This window comes from Clostridia bacterium, assembly GCA_019683875.1.
Lineage (GTDB): Bacteria > Bacillota > Sulfobacillia > RBS10-35 > Bu92 > Bu92.
Map to the genome: position 1 here is coordinate 1 of JADGHN010000043.1, position 14,009 is coordinate 14,009.

At 71.6% G+C, this 14,009-nt stretch carries 14 protein-coding genes; 6 read left to right on the forward strand and 8 right to left on the reverse strand.

Annotation, left to right across the window (positions count from 1 at the left end; all coding sequences use genetic code 11):
• The first annotated feature begins 165 nt into the window (after positions 1 to 165).
• Positions 166 to 564, forward strand: coding sequence for a hypothetical protein (locus IRZ18_04975; protein MBX5476462.1), 399 nt, complete (start codon positions 166 to 168; stop codon positions 562 to 564).
• On the opposite strand, the gene IRZ18_04980 is transcribed toward IRZ18_04975, so the two are convergent.
• Positions 530 to 865: a phage holin family protein gene (locus tag IRZ18_04980; GenBank protein ID MBX5476463.1), complete on the reverse strand. Its 336-nt coding sequence runs from the start codon at positions 863 to 865 to the stop codon at positions 530 to 532. The genes IRZ18_04975 and IRZ18_04980 overlap by 35 nt on opposite strands.
• 101 nt (positions 866 to 966) lie before the next feature.
• On the opposite strand from IRZ18_04980, the gene IRZ18_04985 reads away from it, so the two are divergent.
• Positions 967 to 1,161 (forward strand): hypothetical protein, encoded by a 195-nt coding sequence (locus IRZ18_04985; protein MBX5476464.1) that lies wholly within the window; start codon positions 967 to 969, stop codon positions 1,159 to 1,161.
• 55 nt (positions 1,162 to 1,216) lie between these two features.
• On the opposite strand, the gene IRZ18_04990 is transcribed toward IRZ18_04985, so the two are convergent.
• The 5 genes from IRZ18_04990 to uvrC all read right to left on the reverse strand — a co-directional run bounded on the left by IRZ18_04990 (position 1,217) and on the right by uvrC (position 6,425).
• Entirely contained in the window at positions 1,217 to 1,585 is a 369-nt protein-coding gene (locus tag IRZ18_04990) for a hypothetical protein (protein MBX5476465.1), read from the reverse strand.
• A complete protein-coding gene (locus tag IRZ18_04995; protein ID MBX5476466.1) occupies positions 1,582 to 2,727 on the reverse strand; it encodes a hypothetical protein in 1,146 nt (381 codons plus the stop codon). Before IRZ18_04995 ends, IRZ18_04990 begins: the two co-directional genes overlap by 4 nt.
• Positions 2,711 to 3,961, reverse strand: coding sequence for a DUF4097 family beta strand repeat protein (locus IRZ18_05000; protein ID MBX5476467.1), 1,251 nt, complete (start codon positions 3,959 to 3,961; stop codon positions 2,711 to 2,713). Before IRZ18_05000 ends, IRZ18_04995 begins: the two co-directional genes overlap by 17 nt.
• Positions 3,958 to 4,356, reverse strand: a complete 399-nt coding sequence (locus tag IRZ18_05005) for a DUF2089 domain-containing protein (GenBank protein ID MBX5476468.1) — start codon at positions 4,354 to 4,356, stop codon at positions 3,958 to 3,960. The genes IRZ18_05000 and IRZ18_05005 overlap by 4 nt, the downstream gene beginning before the upstream one ends.
• A 155-nt stretch (positions 4,357 to 4,511) precedes the next feature.
• Positions 4,512 to 6,425 (reverse strand): excinuclease ABC subunit UvrC, encoded by a 1,914-nt coding sequence (gene uvrC / locus IRZ18_05010; GenBank protein ID MBX5476469.1) that lies wholly within the window; start codon positions 6,423 to 6,425, stop codon positions 4,512 to 4,514.
• Positions 6,426 to 6,544: 119 nt separating this feature from the next.
• Between uvrC and IRZ18_05015 the strand changes: the two genes are divergently transcribed.
• Positions 6,545 to 7,441 (forward strand): YIEGIA domain-containing protein, encoded by an 897-nt coding sequence (locus tag IRZ18_05015; protein ID MBX5476470.1) that lies wholly within the window; start codon positions 6,545 to 6,547, stop codon positions 7,439 to 7,441.
• Positions 7,442 to 7,496: 55 nt separating this feature from the next.
• On the opposite strand, the gene IRZ18_05020 is transcribed toward IRZ18_05015, so the two are convergent.
• Together IRZ18_05020 and IRZ18_05025 are read right to left on the reverse strand one after the other, a co-directional pair.
• Positions 7,497 to 8,441, reverse strand: a complete 945-nt coding sequence (locus IRZ18_05020) for a CorA family divalent cation transporter (protein MBX5476471.1) — start codon at positions 8,439 to 8,441, stop codon at positions 7,497 to 7,499.
• A 2-nt stretch (positions 8,442 to 8,443) separates the two neighbouring features.
• Positions 8,444 to 9,961: a spore germination protein gene (locus IRZ18_05025; GenBank protein MBX5476472.1), complete on the reverse strand. Its 1,518-nt coding sequence runs from the start codon at positions 9,959 to 9,961 to the stop codon at positions 8,444 to 8,446.
• A 54-nt stretch (positions 9,962 to 10,015) separates the two neighbouring features.
• Between IRZ18_05025 and IRZ18_05030 the strand changes: the two genes are divergently transcribed.
• From IRZ18_05030 to IRZ18_05040, 3 genes are read left to right on the forward strand one after another with little or no spacing between them, the layout of a single operon-like run.
• Positions 10,016 to 11,023 (forward strand): hypothetical protein, encoded by a 1,008-nt coding sequence (locus tag IRZ18_05030; protein ID MBX5476473.1) that lies wholly within the window; start codon positions 10,016 to 10,018, stop codon positions 11,021 to 11,023.
• Entirely contained in the window at positions 11,020 to 11,736 is a 717-nt protein-coding gene (locus IRZ18_05035) for a phosphatidylserine decarboxylase (GenBank protein ID MBX5476474.1), read from the forward strand. Before IRZ18_05030 ends, IRZ18_05035 begins: the two co-directional genes overlap by 4 nt.
• A gap of 5 nt (positions 11,737 to 11,741) precedes the next feature.
• Positions 11,742 to 13,847, forward strand: a complete 2,106-nt coding sequence (locus tag IRZ18_05040) for a PIG-L family deacetylase (protein ID MBX5476475.1) — start codon at positions 11,742 to 11,744, stop codon at positions 13,845 to 13,847.
• Positions 13,848 to 14,009: the final 162 nt, after the last annotated feature.

Sequence of the window (14,009 nt, forward strand, 5' to 3'; positions counted from 1 at the left end):
CCCGCCGCTCTCCCCCCCCCCCCCCCGGCCCGCCCCCCCCCCCCCCCCGCCCGCGTCGGGGGACCGGACGAGGCGCGCGCGGAGGCCGTCCGCGCCGTCCTCGCGCGGCGGCTCCTCGTGTGGCGCCCGCCGCAGCCGGCCGCGCCCGGGTGGGCCCGGCGCCGCTTGGCCACGTCGTGGCTGGCGGCGGGCGGCGCCACCGCCCCGTCCGAACCGGGCCCCGCGTTCGCCGGCGCCTGGGCGGCCGCGCCACCACCCGCGCAGTGGGAGGAAGAAGAAGCCCTCGCTGCGCGGATCGCGAGCCTCTGGGAGCGCCTTCGCCCCCTGCACAACTTGGACCCCGACGCGGCCCGCGAGGTCGATCGCGCGCAGGAGACCGGCGCCGTCGCGGCGCTCGTCTGCGACGACGGCGACCTTGTCGCCGCGTTGTTCCTGCCGGCAGAACGGGACGCCGCGGCCGCCCGGCTGGCCCGCATGGGGCTCCGCGCCGCGCGGCCGCGATTGGCGTCGACCGGGCTCGTCGTCCGCGTCAGCGTCGCACCAGCCAGCTCAGCACGCCACTGACGACGCTGACCGCCAGCGAGGCGCCCACTGCGGGCCAGAAACCGCCCACGTCCACCCCGGGCACGAGCCACGCGACCAGGATCAGCATCAGGGCGTTCACGACGAACGTGAAAAGCCCGAGCGTCACGATGTTCAGCGGCAGCGTCAGCACGAGCACGACGGGCCGGATGAACGCGTTGACGATCCCCAGGACGAGGGCGGCCACGACCGCCGCGAGGAGCCCGTCGAGCTTCAGCCAGCCAGGGAACAGGTACGCCACCACGAGCAACGCGAGCGCGTTCAACAGCCATCGAACGAGCATCTGTCCACGTCCCTTCGGGCCGATGGGGGATACGGTTCGCCGGTTCGGGGAACGATTCCCATCAGGTTATCGTATTCGCGGCGCGCGGAGGTGATCGCGACATGCTGCACTTGGGCCAGATGGTCACCGGAGCCAACGCCATGTTCTGGTGGTGGGTGATCGGCATCGTGGCCATCGGCGCGTTGATCTGGTGGTGGGCCGCGTCCAGCCGGCCGGCGACCCCCGCGCCAGACATGAACCGCGCCCGGAAGGACACCGGCACGCACGACGAACCCGAGCGCGACAAGAAGGACTGAGTCCAGCCCGTCACGTCCGCACGCAGTGAGGGCGGGGACGACCCCGCCCTCCGCGTCACTCGACGAAGACCTCCACCTGCTCGCCGTTTTCCCCCTGGATCTCCACGAGCTTGCCCTCCGCGCCCTCCTTCACGAGCGCGACGATCTCGTCAAGGTCGATCGGCTGGCCGTTCACGTTCAACACCCCGGCCGGGATGAAGCGCTTCGCCAAGTCGAGCAGCTTGAGCGGCACGTTCACGTTGACTTTGTTGCCGCCGCCGCTGTCCGCCACGCGGACGCGCAGCCAGCGCGGCGCCGCGCCGGGCGCCCTTGCCGGCGCGGGCTCGTCGCTCTGCGCGAGCGCCTCCAGGAGCTTCGCGCCCTCCTCGGCGGTGACCGTTCCGGACTCGATCATCTTCAGGATTCGCATGCGCTCCTCGTTCATGTGGACGCCTGCCCTTCCTCTGATGCAACGTCTTCCTCCGTGTCGTCACCGAGCGGTTCCCCACGCAGGGCGGCGAGCAGCCGCTCCGCTTCGTCCGCGCGGATGGTGCCCGACTCGACCAGGCGCAGCACGTAAAGTTCCAGCTCTTCCCGGTCCGACGCGGGCGCCGCGCCCGCCGCCTCGTCCCCGTCGCCGGTGGCGTGAGCGCGGACGAGGGACGCCGCCGCGCTGGCGACCGCTTCTCCCGGCAAGGGCTCGGCACGGCGGCCCGCTGCATCCGCCGCTCCGTCCACGGCCTCGCCGGCCGGCTCGCCGACGCGCAACTCCACCGGTCCGAACTCCGCCTCCACGCGGATCAGCTGGCCGCCGCCGTTGACGCGCCCGCGAAAGACGCCCCGGCCGCGTTCGATCTCGACCAGCGATGGCGGCGCCTTCACGTCCACGACGCCCCGCCGGCTGTACAGCTCCACGTCCGCCGCGACGTCCGGCGCCAGCTCCAGCACGATCCGCCCGGTGCCGGCGTCCACGCGCGCCGGCGCGGCCGGCGAGCGCGTGAAGCGGAGCCGCACGTGGCCCGCGCCGGAGTCCACGACGACGCGCCCGGCGCCGACACCCTCCAGTTCCACGGCGCCCGCGCCGCTATCCACGACGACCTCGCCGTGCAGGTCGCTTCCCCGGACGGATCCGGCCCCGCTGTCGACGGTCACGCGACCCTCGATGGCCTCCAGCCGCACGGAGCCCGCGCCGGCGTCGACCTCGACGTCGCCGCGCACTCGCGCCACGCGGACGGGGCCGAGGCCCGCGTCCACGCGCACGTCCCCTTCCACGTCCTCGACATCGATGCCGCCCAGCCCGCAATCCGCCTCGACGTCGCCGCGGATCCCGCGAACGCGAATCGAGGCGCTCCCGTCGAACGCGACGCTGGCCCGCTGCGGCACTCGGACGCGCAACGCGCGGGGGGCCCGGGCCTCGATGCGCGCGGCGTCGCCGCCATGGCCCACGTCCACGCGACCGCCCTCGGCCTCGTAAGTGACGGACTCCATCGCGGAATCCCCGACGATCTCCACCTCGCCGCGGTCCGCCTCCACCACGAGCCGTCCGCCGGGCGCGAGGGTGACCGTGCCGTTACTGCGCGGAGGCATTGGCGGCCGCCTCCTTTCCCTCGCCGGCGACATCGATGGTGATCGATCCGTTGTGCGTGGCGGCCTCGAAGCGCAGTGCCGGCTGGCCTGCGCGCCGCCCGCGGACCCGCCGCCGGCCGAATTCTCTCGCCGTCTCGAACTCTCTCGACGGGACGTCGACGCGGCCCGCGCGCGTTTCCGCCATCACGTCGAACCCGCAGTCCGGCAGCGACGCCCGCACCGCGCCGTTGTACGTCGTCAGGCGCACCTCGCGATCCGCCGTCAGGCGCCCGGCGCGCCACTCAAGGGCGCCGTTGTACGTGCGACCCTCGACCGACGCGTCGACGTCCTCGAACTCGAGGTGCCCGTTGTGCGTCCTCACCGTCCAGCGGCCGCCCACAAGGCGCCTCGCCTCGACGTGGCCGTTCATCGTCTCGGCGGAGAACTCGGCGCCGAACAGGTCGCGCAGGTCCACGCGGCCGTTGCTGGTCCGCGCCCGCCCGGCGACGGTCGTTCCCCGCGGCACCTCGATGCGCACGTGCATCCTGCAGCCGCCGCCGTTACCCACGTCCTCCCCGAGCGAGACGCGCAGCGTCGCGCCGTCGACCTCGATGCGGCCCATCGACTTCGCGCGCTCGGCCGCGCGGTCCTGGTCGCTTCCGCGCGCCCGCTTGACGAGCCGCACGAGCACGTCGTCGCGTTCGGTCCCGGCGATCTCGATGCGGCCGTTCGCCGTCTCGACGACCAGGTTGAGCGTGGCGCCGGGCGTCGCCGGGAACCGCCGTTCGACGACGTCCTCCGCTTCCGGGCCGAAGATGCCGAACACGCCCCCGTCGAACAGGCTGACGATCCGCGGCAGCCCCTCAAGCCCCGCTTCGAGGCGCTCCGCGAGGCGCTCGGCCCAACGCTCTCCCCGTTCGGCGAGGCGCTCGCCCTTCTCGGCGAGGCGCTCGCCGACCTCCGCCAGCATCTCGCCGTGCCTCGCAAACCGTTCGGCGCTGCGCCGGGCGACGCGTTGCGCGACGCGGAACAGGTCGGCGTCGATCGCGCGCCCTCCCTCACCGGCGTCTTCGCTGCGCCCCCCCTCTCCGGCGTCGTCGCTGCGCCCGCCCTCTCCGGCGACGCGCGCGTGCCCGCCGGTGCCAGCGGCGTCCGCGTCGGCCTCGCTCAGCGCGCGCAGCAGCGCGGCGGCCTGCTCGGCGTTGATCTTGCCTTCCTCCAGCATCTTCAGGACCAAACGGCGCTCCTCGCTCACCGCGACTTCCCCCTCAAGAGCCGCAGCGCTTCTTCCGCGTCGATCTCGCCCTGGCTCAGGCGTTCGAGAACCTCCATGCGCTCCTCGCGGCTGCGAGCCGCCTCGCGCTTTGTCTCGCGGGCGTCCGGACTGTAGCCCAGCGCCTCGATCAGCGCGTCCAGCCGGCTTCGCACCGCCGGGTAAGAGAGGCCCAGATCCCGCTCCACTTCCCGGATGTTCCCGCGGTTGCGCACGAAGACCTCAAGAAAGTCCCACTGCTCCGGGGTGAGCGCGGCGAACTTGCCCAGCAGAAAGCGACCCTGAATGGTGGTGTCGCAGGCGCGACAGTGCAGCTGCGTGACTTCCAGAGGCTCGCTGCAGACGGGACACCGCCCCAGAAGGCTGCGTTTCGCCATGGCTGGCCCTCCTCGACCCGTGCACGGGGCGCTGGCGCTCCCCCACGCGGGTGGTTCTGAGGGCATGATAAGGCGGTGTATGCACGTCGTCAACATCAAGATCAATCTTTTTAATATGTCGCTTTACACGTGAGGACGCGGCGAGAGAGGCAGGTCTAGCCCTCGCCAGGCGCGGCGTCGTCCGCAAGCGCGGCGCACACCGCTTCCGCCAGCTTCCGATTGAACCCCGGCAGCGCCGCGATGGCCTCCGGCCCCGCGCGCAGGATCTCCTCCGGAGAGCCGAACGCCTTCATCAACGCCTTCCGCCGCTTGGGGCCGATGCCTGGGATCTCGTCCAGGCGCGAGCGCAGCGCGCCGCTGGAACGCAACCGCCGGTGATACTCCAGCCCGAAGCGATGCGCCTCGTCGCGGATGTGCTGGAGGAGGTGGAGCGCGGGCGACTGGCGGGGCAGGGCGATCGGCTCGCTCCGGCCGGGCTGGAAGAGGAGCTCCTCCTCCTTGGCCAACCCGAACGTGGGGATGTCCTCGAAGCCGAGCGCGTGCAGCACCTCCATCGCCGCCGACAGCTGCCCCTTGCCGCCGTCGATGATGATGAGATCGGGGAGACGGGACCACTTGCCGGTGGTGTCTTCCTTGGCCCGCCGGAAGCGCCGGTAGAGCACCTCCTGCATCGAAGCGAAGTCGTTGGGCAGGCCGTGGACGGTCTGGATCTTGAACCTGCGGTACTCTGAGGGTCGCGGCCGGCCGTCCTCGAAGACGGTCATGGCGGCGACGATGTGGCTGCCCTGCGTGTTCGAGATGTCGTAGCACTCGATGCGCAGCGGCGGCTCCGGCAGGCCGAGCGCCTCCTGCAGCTCCTCCAGCGCCGCCTGCGCGTCGTCGCGGGCGCGCTCGCGGCGCCAGAGCTCCTCCGCGAGCCGCTCCTCCGCATTCTCCCTCACCAGGTCCATCAGGCGGCGCGCCTCGCCCCGCACCGGGCGGCGGATGACGACGCGCCGCCCGCGCTGCCGGCTCAGGTACGCCTCCAGCGTCTCGCGGCCCTCCGGTTCCACGTCGACGAGCACCTCACCGGGGACGGCGGCGCCCTCGGTGTAGTACTGCTCGAGGAAAGCCGCCATCACCGCCTCCGGCGACTCGTCCACCCCCGCGTGCAGGAGGAACGTCTCGCGGCCCTCCACGCGCCCCTCCCGCACGAAGAACACCTGCGCCGCGATCAGGTCGCCGCGCCGCGCGAGCGCGACCGCGTCGCGGTCCGCCACGCGCCGCAGCACCACCTTCTGCGACTCGCTGACTTCCCTGAGCGCGCGGATGCGGTCGCGCAAGTCGGCCGCGCGCTCGAACTCCAGCGCCTCGGCGGCCGCCTCCATCTCGTCCTCAAGCGTGCGCAGCAGCGAGGCGTCGCGCCCTTCGAGGAAATCCACCAGCTGGCGCATCTGGCGCATGTAGTCCTCTTCGGTGACGTATCCCACGCACGGCGCCGGGCAGCGGCGGATGTGGTAGTAGAGGCACGGGCGGCCGCCCTGCGCGAGGCGGCGATCGCTGCACGTGCGGTACGGGAAGACGCGCCGCAGCACGGCGACCGTCTCCTTGAGCGCGCCCGAGTCGGCGTACGGCCCGAAGTAGCGGGCGCCGTCGTCGCGCCGCTGGCGCACCATGGTGAGCCGCGGCCACTTCTCGTTGAGGTCGAGGCGCAGCCAGGGGTACTGCTTGTCGTCCCGCAGGCGCACGTTGTACTTGGGGCGGTGCTTCTTGATCAGGTTGGACTCGAGCACCAGCGCCTCGACTTCGTTGTCGCAGACGATGGTCTCGAGGTCGGCGACGTGGCGCAGCATCAACAGCACGCGCCCCTCGCGGGCCCGCGAGGCGTGCCAGTAGGAGCGCACCCGCGACCGCAGCGAGGTCGCCTTGCCCACGTAGATCACGGCGCCGCGCGCGTCCTTGTACAGGTACACGCCGGGCCGGTCGGGCAAGCGCGCGAGCTTCTCGCGCACGGCGTCCGGGGGCTCGACGGCCGCCGTCCGCCCTTCCGTGAAGTCCTCGCGATCCGCGCCAGGCCGTTCTTCGTCCATGCTTCCAGTATCGCACGGACGTCGCCGGATGCGCCGCGGCCCGGCGCTTGAACCCGCGCGTCCCGTGCGTTTGGCACATGGGACGAGCGGACAGACTCCCTCCCGGGAGGTGCGCGCCCATGCTCACGACGGATCCCGTCGTCGCGATCATCTTCGGCCTCGCCGTCGGGCTCCTGGAGCGGGCGTACTTCCTCTGGGCGGACGTGCGCCAGTACCCGACGTACCCGCACAACCGCATCATCCACATGTTCCTCGGGCTCATCGCCTCGCTCGTGGGAGCGCTGGCCGTGCCGGCCATCCTGACGAAGAACTTCGTCGCGGGCGTGTTCCTCGTCGCGGGAGCGCAGCAGTTCCACCAGGTGCGCACCATCGAACGCGATATGCTCGCGTCGCTCGACAAGGCGGAGATCGTGCCCCGCGGCCCGGCGTACGTCGAGGCGATCGCCATGGGCTTCGAGGCGAGGAACTACATGGTGCTCGCCGCGGCGCTCGTCACGAGCTTCAGCACCTCGCTCTGGGGATGGGAGGTCGGGCTGACGATCGGGCTGTGGGCCATCGTGCTGACGCGGTACGTGCTGCGTGCTCAGAAGATCGAGTCCGTGGCCGTCGTCGAGCGCGTGCCCGTGGAGCTCACGCCCCAAGAGCTGCGCGCCGGGCCGATCCGGCTCAAGTTGCCCGAGGGCGCGGGTCTCGCGCCCGATCGCGTGCGCGCGCTGCGGCTGACCGCGCGCCGACCCCAGGACCGGCTCGTGTTGTCGAGTCCCGCGCAGATCCAGGCGCTTGTGTATGAGGTGGCCTCGTCCTCCGGCGTGCTCAGCCCCGACCTTGAGGTCGCGCGGCCCCAGGCGAAGTACGACCACGAATCCGGATCGTTGTACATCACCTACGTGCCCGCGGATCCCGACTTCGACGATGCCGAGGACGCGGCCCGCCACACGCTGGTCCTCGAGGTGGCGGGTCACCGGCGCCGCATGGCCCGCCGCCGGCTCTCGCAGGGCCGCGGCGCCCCGCGGTAGAGCGGGCCGCGGCCCTTGCCCGTACTGGATGGCCCCGTCCGGGGCCCGTCGCCGGTCAACGGAACCAGCCGCGCCACCACAGGTACGCGAAGAGAGCCATGTTCAGCGCCAGCATGAGCCCCAGAGCATAGGCGTATCCGTGCGGCCAGTGGTACTCGGGGATGCGGAAGTTCATGCCGTAGATGCTCGCCACCAGCGTCGTGGGCAGCGTGAAGGTGGAGATCACCGTCAGCACCTGCATGAAGTTGTTCTGGCGCTCGTTGTGGATGCTGACGTGCGACTCCAGCGTCTCCCGCAGCGCGAGCCGCGTGTCCTCCACGTCGTCGATCAGCTGGCCGACGCGATCCGCAAGGTCGTCGAAGTACGGCCGCCAGCGGTCCTCGACCATGGCGAAGTCCCTCGCGCGCAGCAGCTCAAGCACGGCGCGCGCCGGGCCGAGCAGGTTCCGCAGGCGCAGCGCCTCGCGCCGCACGTCGAGCAGGTCGAAGTAGAACGCGTCCCGCGTCCCGCGGCGCAACGCCGTGGCCGCCCGCTCCGCCACGTCCGCGAGATCCAGGGCCAGGCGCTCGAAGTCCCCGACAGCGCGCTCCAGCAGGGCGTAGAGCGCGCCGTTCACGCCGGCCGCGCGCGCTTCGGGCTCCTCCATGACCTCGCGGACGGCGGCCACCTCGTCGGGGTGGATGGTCACCAGCCAGCCGGGCGCGAGCAGCAGGCCGAACGGCGAGCGATGCACCTCGAACGCGGGCGGGACGGCTTCGCGCAACACGAGGTTCGGGTCCGGCGGGGCGGGCCGAGGCCACCAGAACGCGAAGTAGACCGCCTCGCGCAGCGCCGTGACGCGCGGCCGGCGGAACGGCTCCGCCAGGCGCTTGCGGATAAGGTCCGGAAGCTCTGCCGCGAAGCCGCTCTCCTTCAATAAGCGGGGAACGTCCGTGGTGGCGCCGCTCTCGACGTCGAGCCAGCGGGCGCCGCCGTCGAGCGCGCACGACCGTGCGGCCATGCTCACCTCGGCGTCCCGGGACGCGTGACGGGTCCCGACGAGGCCATGTCCGAGGTCACCGGCGAGACGATGAAGATGGACTTGAACGCCGACCAGTTGAACGGCACGAGCGGCCAGAGGTACGGCACGCCCAGCGATCGCGTGGCGAGCGCCAGCAGGAAGAAGGCGAGGGTCGCCACCACCAGCCCGGGCAGCTTGAACAACGCCACCGAAAGGAGCAGCGAGATGCGGAAGAGCCGCGCGACGATCATCATCTCCACGGACGAGATGGCGAAGGTGAACACCGTGGCCACCCCGAGGTAGAGGATCACCTCCGGGAGGAAGAGCCCCGTCTTGAAGAGCGCGTCGCCCAGGATGACGGCGCCGAAAATCGACATCGCGGCGGCGACGGACGACGGCGTGTTCAGGATCGCACGGCGGACGACCTCGATGCCCAGCTCCGCCACGATGAACTGCGTCGCCAGCGACATTCCCGTCGGCGGCTGCCGTGGCCCGATGAACGTGAGGCTCTTCGGCAGCACGCTCGGTTCCGTCGCCGCCAGCAGCCACAGCGCCGGGAGGAAGATCGACATGATCGTCGCCATGAGGATGACCCACCGGAGGTAGGTGCCGGCCGGTGCGCCGATGTGGAAGTCCTCCGGGTGCGGCACGTGCGCGAAGAACGGCGCCGGGACGATGATGGCCTGCGGCGTCGTGTCCACGACGACCAGGATGCGTCCCTCCGCGACCTGCGCCGCCGCCATGTCGGCGCGCTCGGTGAACCGCACCGTCGGCAGGGGGTTCCAGGGGTGGTCGCTGAGCAGCGTGGCCACGGCCCGCTCCGACATCGAGATGTTGCGCACGTCGGATTGTTGCAGCCTGCGCCGGACGTCCTCGACCATCCGCGGGTCGGCCACCCCTTCCAGGTAGCAGATGGCCACGTCCGTGTGCGAATGGCGCCCCACGCGGACGATCTCGCAGCGCAGGCGGGGGTCGCGCAACCGGCGACGCAGCAGCGTGGTGTTGTAGAGAAGCGTCTCCACGAACCCGTCGTGCGGGCCGAGGACCACCTTCTCCGTCTCCGGCACGTTGGGCAGGCGCGCCGGGTACACGCGGGTGTCGATGATGAGCCCGCGGCTCACGCCCTCGATGAGGATGCCGATCGGCCCGGAGAGCACGTTCGTCACGAACTCGTCGAGCGTGTTCACCACGGAGAACGAGGGCAGCGTGATCTGGCGGTGCATGATCTTGTCCAGGGCGTCCTCGTCCAGGGCGCCCTCGTTCAGCACGGCCAGCTCGGCGAGCATCTGCATCACCGTGCGGGCGTCGTAGAAGCCGTTGACGAGGAACACGTGGATCCGCCGCCCGCCGAACGTGTACGGCTGGCTCAGGATGTCGAAGCTCTTGCCCACGCCGAGCAGTTCCTCAAGGTATTTGACGTTCGTGTCGAGGTCCGTGGTGATGTACCTCGTATAGTTGTCGATGGAAGCGGCGGACGTGGCCCTGTGACCGTCGACGAACGGCGTCGTAGTGTTCGGCATGGCGCGTCCCTCCGCCGGAAAGTCTTCCCCCTGGGAGACGGTGCCATACTGCCCATGAACGAGCCCCTGTTCGGCATTGAAGAGGAAGTCTTCCTGACATACCCCGACCGGCCGGCCCTGGACGCGCTGTGGCCGCTGGCGCGCCTGCTGTGGCGCAACCCGCGCTACTACTACACGCGGAGCGCCTCCAACTTCGCGCGCGGCGCCGACCTGCGCCGCGCGGTCATGAGCGGCGTGGAGCTGTCGACGCCGCCGCGGCGCGGCACGGACGCGGCCGTGGCCGCGCTCGCGGAGCAGCGCCGCCGCCTCGCGGAGGTGGCGGACGCGTACATCGTGCCCATGGGGAGCCTGCTCGGCCTCGAAGCGCGCACGAACACGTGCGGCCTGCACGTGCACATCGGCGGCGTCGACGACCTTGAAGCCGCCTATGCGGCCGTCGCCCACTTCCTCCCCCTGCTCGCCTGCGCGTTCCTGAACGCGCCCTATGACGAGGGCGGGCAGCCGCGCCCGTCGTTCCGGTTCGCCCGCTCGTACGCCATCGGTCCCCTGCGCGCCGACCCGCGCTACCGCTTCCAGGACCTGATCCTCCCCTACCGGCTGCCGACCGTTGAAATCCGCTGCTTCGACCCGGTGTGGGAGACCGAGCGGCTCGCCACCGTGCTCCGGGCCATTTCCGCCGTGCTGCGCTCGGGGCGCCGCTGGCCGCTCGATCGCGACCGGTATAATCGATTGAGGGCCGCCGTGGCGGCGGAGGGCTACGGACCGCACGTGCGGCCGCTGTTCCTTGAGCTGTCGGAGCTCATCACGCTGCCGGAGGCGCTCTTTGCCGCGCCGCCCGCGGAGGCCGTCCGCCGCTGGGCAGCCGAGGACGGCGTGAAAGGGGCGTACCGCCGGATCGACGCCGCCTACCGGGGGGAGCGGGGACGCCCGCGCCCGCGGGAGGTTCGCCCCCGCGCCTGGCGGGCCGCGGCCGGGTTCCTGGCATACTACGTGCCGCGCCTGCCCTACACGGCGTGGAAGGCATTCGTGGAGCGACCGCGTTCGGGAGGGGAACACGCGTGACGGTCGGGACCTGGCTCCTCGTGATCGCCTCGATCGCCGCCGCGGCCGCCGGCGCCGTGTGGTACCTGCGCAACGTGTGGTTCTTCCGCGACCCGGTGCGCGTCACGCCGCGGGAGCCGGGCCTCGTCGTCTCCCCGGCCGACGGCAAGGTCGTCTACGTCCGGCGGGTGCAGGGCGGCGTCGTGGAGAGCCGCAAGCTGGGCCAGGCCATCCGCGTCGAGGAGATCACGCGCCAGCGTCCGAACGGCCCGCTGGACGGTTGGCTCGTCGGCGTGTACATGTCGCCGCTGGACGTCCACTTCAACTACGCCCCGGTCGACGGGGAGATCGAATCGGTCGTGCACAGCCCCGCGGCCCGCAACTGGCCGATGGTCGACCTGTGGGAGTACGTGAACCTCACCTACCTGCGGCGCGCCATGGACCTCTTTGGCAAGCGGTATCACCTGGAGAACGAGCGCAACACCATCTTCCTTCGCACGGAGGCCGGCGGGCGCCCGGTCCGCCTGGCGGTCGTCGAGATCGCGGACAAGTACGTGAACAAGATCGACTGTTACGTCAAGCCCGGCGAGCGCGTCCGCGCCGGGCAGAAGGTGTCGTTCATCAAGCGGGGCAGCCAGGTCGACATTTACTTTGACACGCCCGACGTGGACATCCTCGTCCGCGTCGGCGACCAGGTCTACGGCGCCCTCACGCCCCTCGCGCGCCTGCGGTGAGTGCCGTGTTGGGGTGGCTGGAGCAGCTGCCGGCGCCCGCCCTCTACGTGTTGCAGTTCCTCGCCCTGTTCGTCGAGGGAACGGGCCTGCCCGGCGTGCTGGTGGAGCCGTTCTTTCTTGCCACCGGCCTGCTCGTGAGTCGCGGGCGCATTCAGTTCCTGGGCGCGTGGCTCGCGGCGGCGGCGGGCAACTTCGCCGGCAACCTGGCGGGGTACGCGGTGGGCCGGCTGTGGCTGGAAAGCATGCTGCGACGCGTGGGGCCGCGGCTCGGGCTGACGCCCGAGCGCCTTGACGACGCGCGCGGCTGGTTCCAGCGATACGGGGCGTGGACGGTGTTCATCGGCCGGTGGTTCGGGCCGATCCGCACGCCGGCGATCCTCTTTTCCGGTGACGCCCGCGTCCCGCTTCCGCGTTACGCGCTGGCGTCCGCCGCGGCGGCCCTGTCCTGGACGGGGATGTACCAGCTGGCGTTCATCTGGCTGGGAAGGACGGCCCTCGACCTGTGGCAGCGGCGCGCCGGCTGGCTCGCCGGGGCGCTGGTCGTGGCCGCCGCCGCTCTCTGGGCGGGACTTCAGCTGCGCCGACGCCGCCGGAACCGGGACGGGACGCGGGGTGCGGGCCAGGCGGGCGGCGCCTCGGGTGGGCGACCCCCGTCACGGGAGCCACGGCGCTTCTGGCGCGGGCCCGCGCGCAAGACGCTGGCCGCGCTGGTCGTGGGCGGCGTCTCGCTGGTCGCGCCCGCCTCGTTTCTCCTCTTTCATGCCGAGGCGGGCGGCCGGCCGCCGCTGCCGCCCGAGCAGCTGCCCATGCCCACCGCCGCGACGCGGCTGCTGGTCATCGCGCCGCACCCGGACGACGAGACACTCGGCGCGGGAGGGTTGATCCAACGCACGCTCGCGGCCGGCGGGGACGTGCACGTGGTCGTCGTCACGGCCGGCGACTCATTCGGCCGCGCCGCCATCCTCTGGACCGGCCACCTCAAACCGGGGCCCCAGGACTACCGCGCGCTGGGCGCAGAGCGGCTTCGGGAGAGCCGCCGGGCAACGTCCATCCTCGGCCTGCGGCCGGACCAGCTGACCGAGCTCGGCTTCCCCGACAAGGGTCTCGACCGGTTGTGGTCCGCCTTCTGGGGCGCTCGACAGCCCTACCTCAGCCCGTTCTCGCGCGCGTCCGCCGTACCGTACCGCCTTTCGGACAGCGGCCTGCCATACGACGCGGACTCTCTGGCCGCAGCGCTGCGCGCGATCATCCAGACCTTCGATCCGACGGTCGTGGTCGCGCCGTACCCGCTCGACGGCCATCCGGATCACCGCGCCGCGTACAACTTTACGATGTTCGCCCTGGCCGCGGCGCAGCGGTCGTCGACCTCCGTGTACACGTACCTCGTGCACCACGGCGATTGGCCCGCGGGCTGGAGGGTCGAGCCGCACACGCCGCTCATGCCGCCGCGAGACCTGCAGCACGTCGGTCGCTGGGTGCGCGTCGCGTTGACCCGAGAGGAAATCCAACGAAAACTCCAGGCCATCGAGGCGTACCTGTCGCAAATCCGCGTCATGGGCGCCTGGTTGCGGGCCTTCGCGCGGCCGGACGAACTGTTCCAGCCGGCACCGCAGGCCGTGCTGGCGCCGCACGACGCGGTGCCCGCCATGCGGTCGCTGGACGAGCTGGCCCGAGACGTCGAGCAGGGCGGCATCCCCCTTCCGGTGCTGCCGCCGCCCTTGAAGACGCGCCTCGACCCGGGCTCGGCGTTGGAGGCCGTGCATGTCGAGCGGGTCGGTCCGGCGCTGGTCGTCGCCGTGAACACGCTCGCGCCGCCCAGTCCTTTGACGGACTACCGCCTGCGGTGGTGGGCGTTCAGCCAAGGTTCCGCGCGGGGATACGTCGCCACGCTCAACCGTGACGGCGCGACCGTCCGCCCGCTGGCGGCGGGCGGCCCGCCCTGGCCTTCCAGCGACCCGGTGCGCGTCACCGTACGGCCGTCCGGGTTCCTGGTCCAGATTCCGTGGGCTGCTCTGGAGGGAACGACGGACCTCCTCGTGGAGTGCGAGTCCGGTGTGGGGCGGATCGTGCTGGACCGCACGGGGTGGGCGCTCCTGCGCGTGACGCCGTGAGAAGTGGCGGCATCGAACGCCGGCCGCGCTGCCAGCTACACCACACTCCGAAGTGGCGGCATCGAACAGCGGTCTCGCTGCCGCTATACCACATTCCCAAGTGGCGGCATCGAACAGCGGTCTCGCTGCGCCCCGTAAGTGCTCGCTTCGACCGCTGTTCCA

Excerpts from the sequence above, each read along its gene's own strand:
- IRZ18_04980 (MBX5476463.1), bottom strand. The coding sequence starts at position 865 with ATGCTCGTTCGATGGCTGTTGAACGCGCTCGCGTTGCTCGTGGTGGCG.
- IRZ18_04985 (MBX5476464.1), top strand. The coding sequence starts at position 967 with ATGCTGCACTTGGGCCAGATGGTCACCGGAGCCAACGCCATGTTCTGG.
- IRZ18_04990 (MBX5476465.1), bottom strand. The coding sequence starts at position 1,585 with ATGAACGAGGAGCGCATGCGAATCCTGAAGATGATCGAGTCCGGAACG.
- IRZ18_04995 (MBX5476466.1), bottom strand. The coding sequence starts at position 2,727 with ATGCCTCCGCGCAGTAACGGCACGGTCACCCTCGCGCCCGGCGGACGG.
- IRZ18_05005 (MBX5476468.1), bottom strand. The coding sequence starts at position 4,356 with ATGGCGAAACGCAGCCTTCTGGGGCGGTGTCCCGTCTGCAGCGAGCCT.
- uvrC (MBX5476469.1), bottom strand. The coding sequence starts at position 6,425 with ATGGACGAAGAACGGCCTGGCGCGGATCGCGAGGACTTCACGGAAGGG.
- IRZ18_05015 (MBX5476470.1), top strand. The coding sequence starts at position 6,545 with ATGCTCACGACGGATCCCGTCGTCGCGATCATCTTCGGCCTCGCCGTC.
- IRZ18_05020 (MBX5476471.1), bottom strand. The coding sequence starts at position 8,441 with ATGGCCGCACGGTCGTGCGCGCTCGACGGCGGCGCCCGCTGGCTCGAC.
- IRZ18_05025 (MBX5476472.1), bottom strand. The coding sequence starts at position 9,961 with ATGCCGAACACTACGACGCCGTTCGTCGACGGTCACAGGGCCACGTCC.
- IRZ18_05030 (MBX5476473.1), top strand. The coding sequence starts at position 10,016 with ATGAACGAGCCCCTGTTCGGCATTGAAGAGGAAGTCTTCCTGACATAC.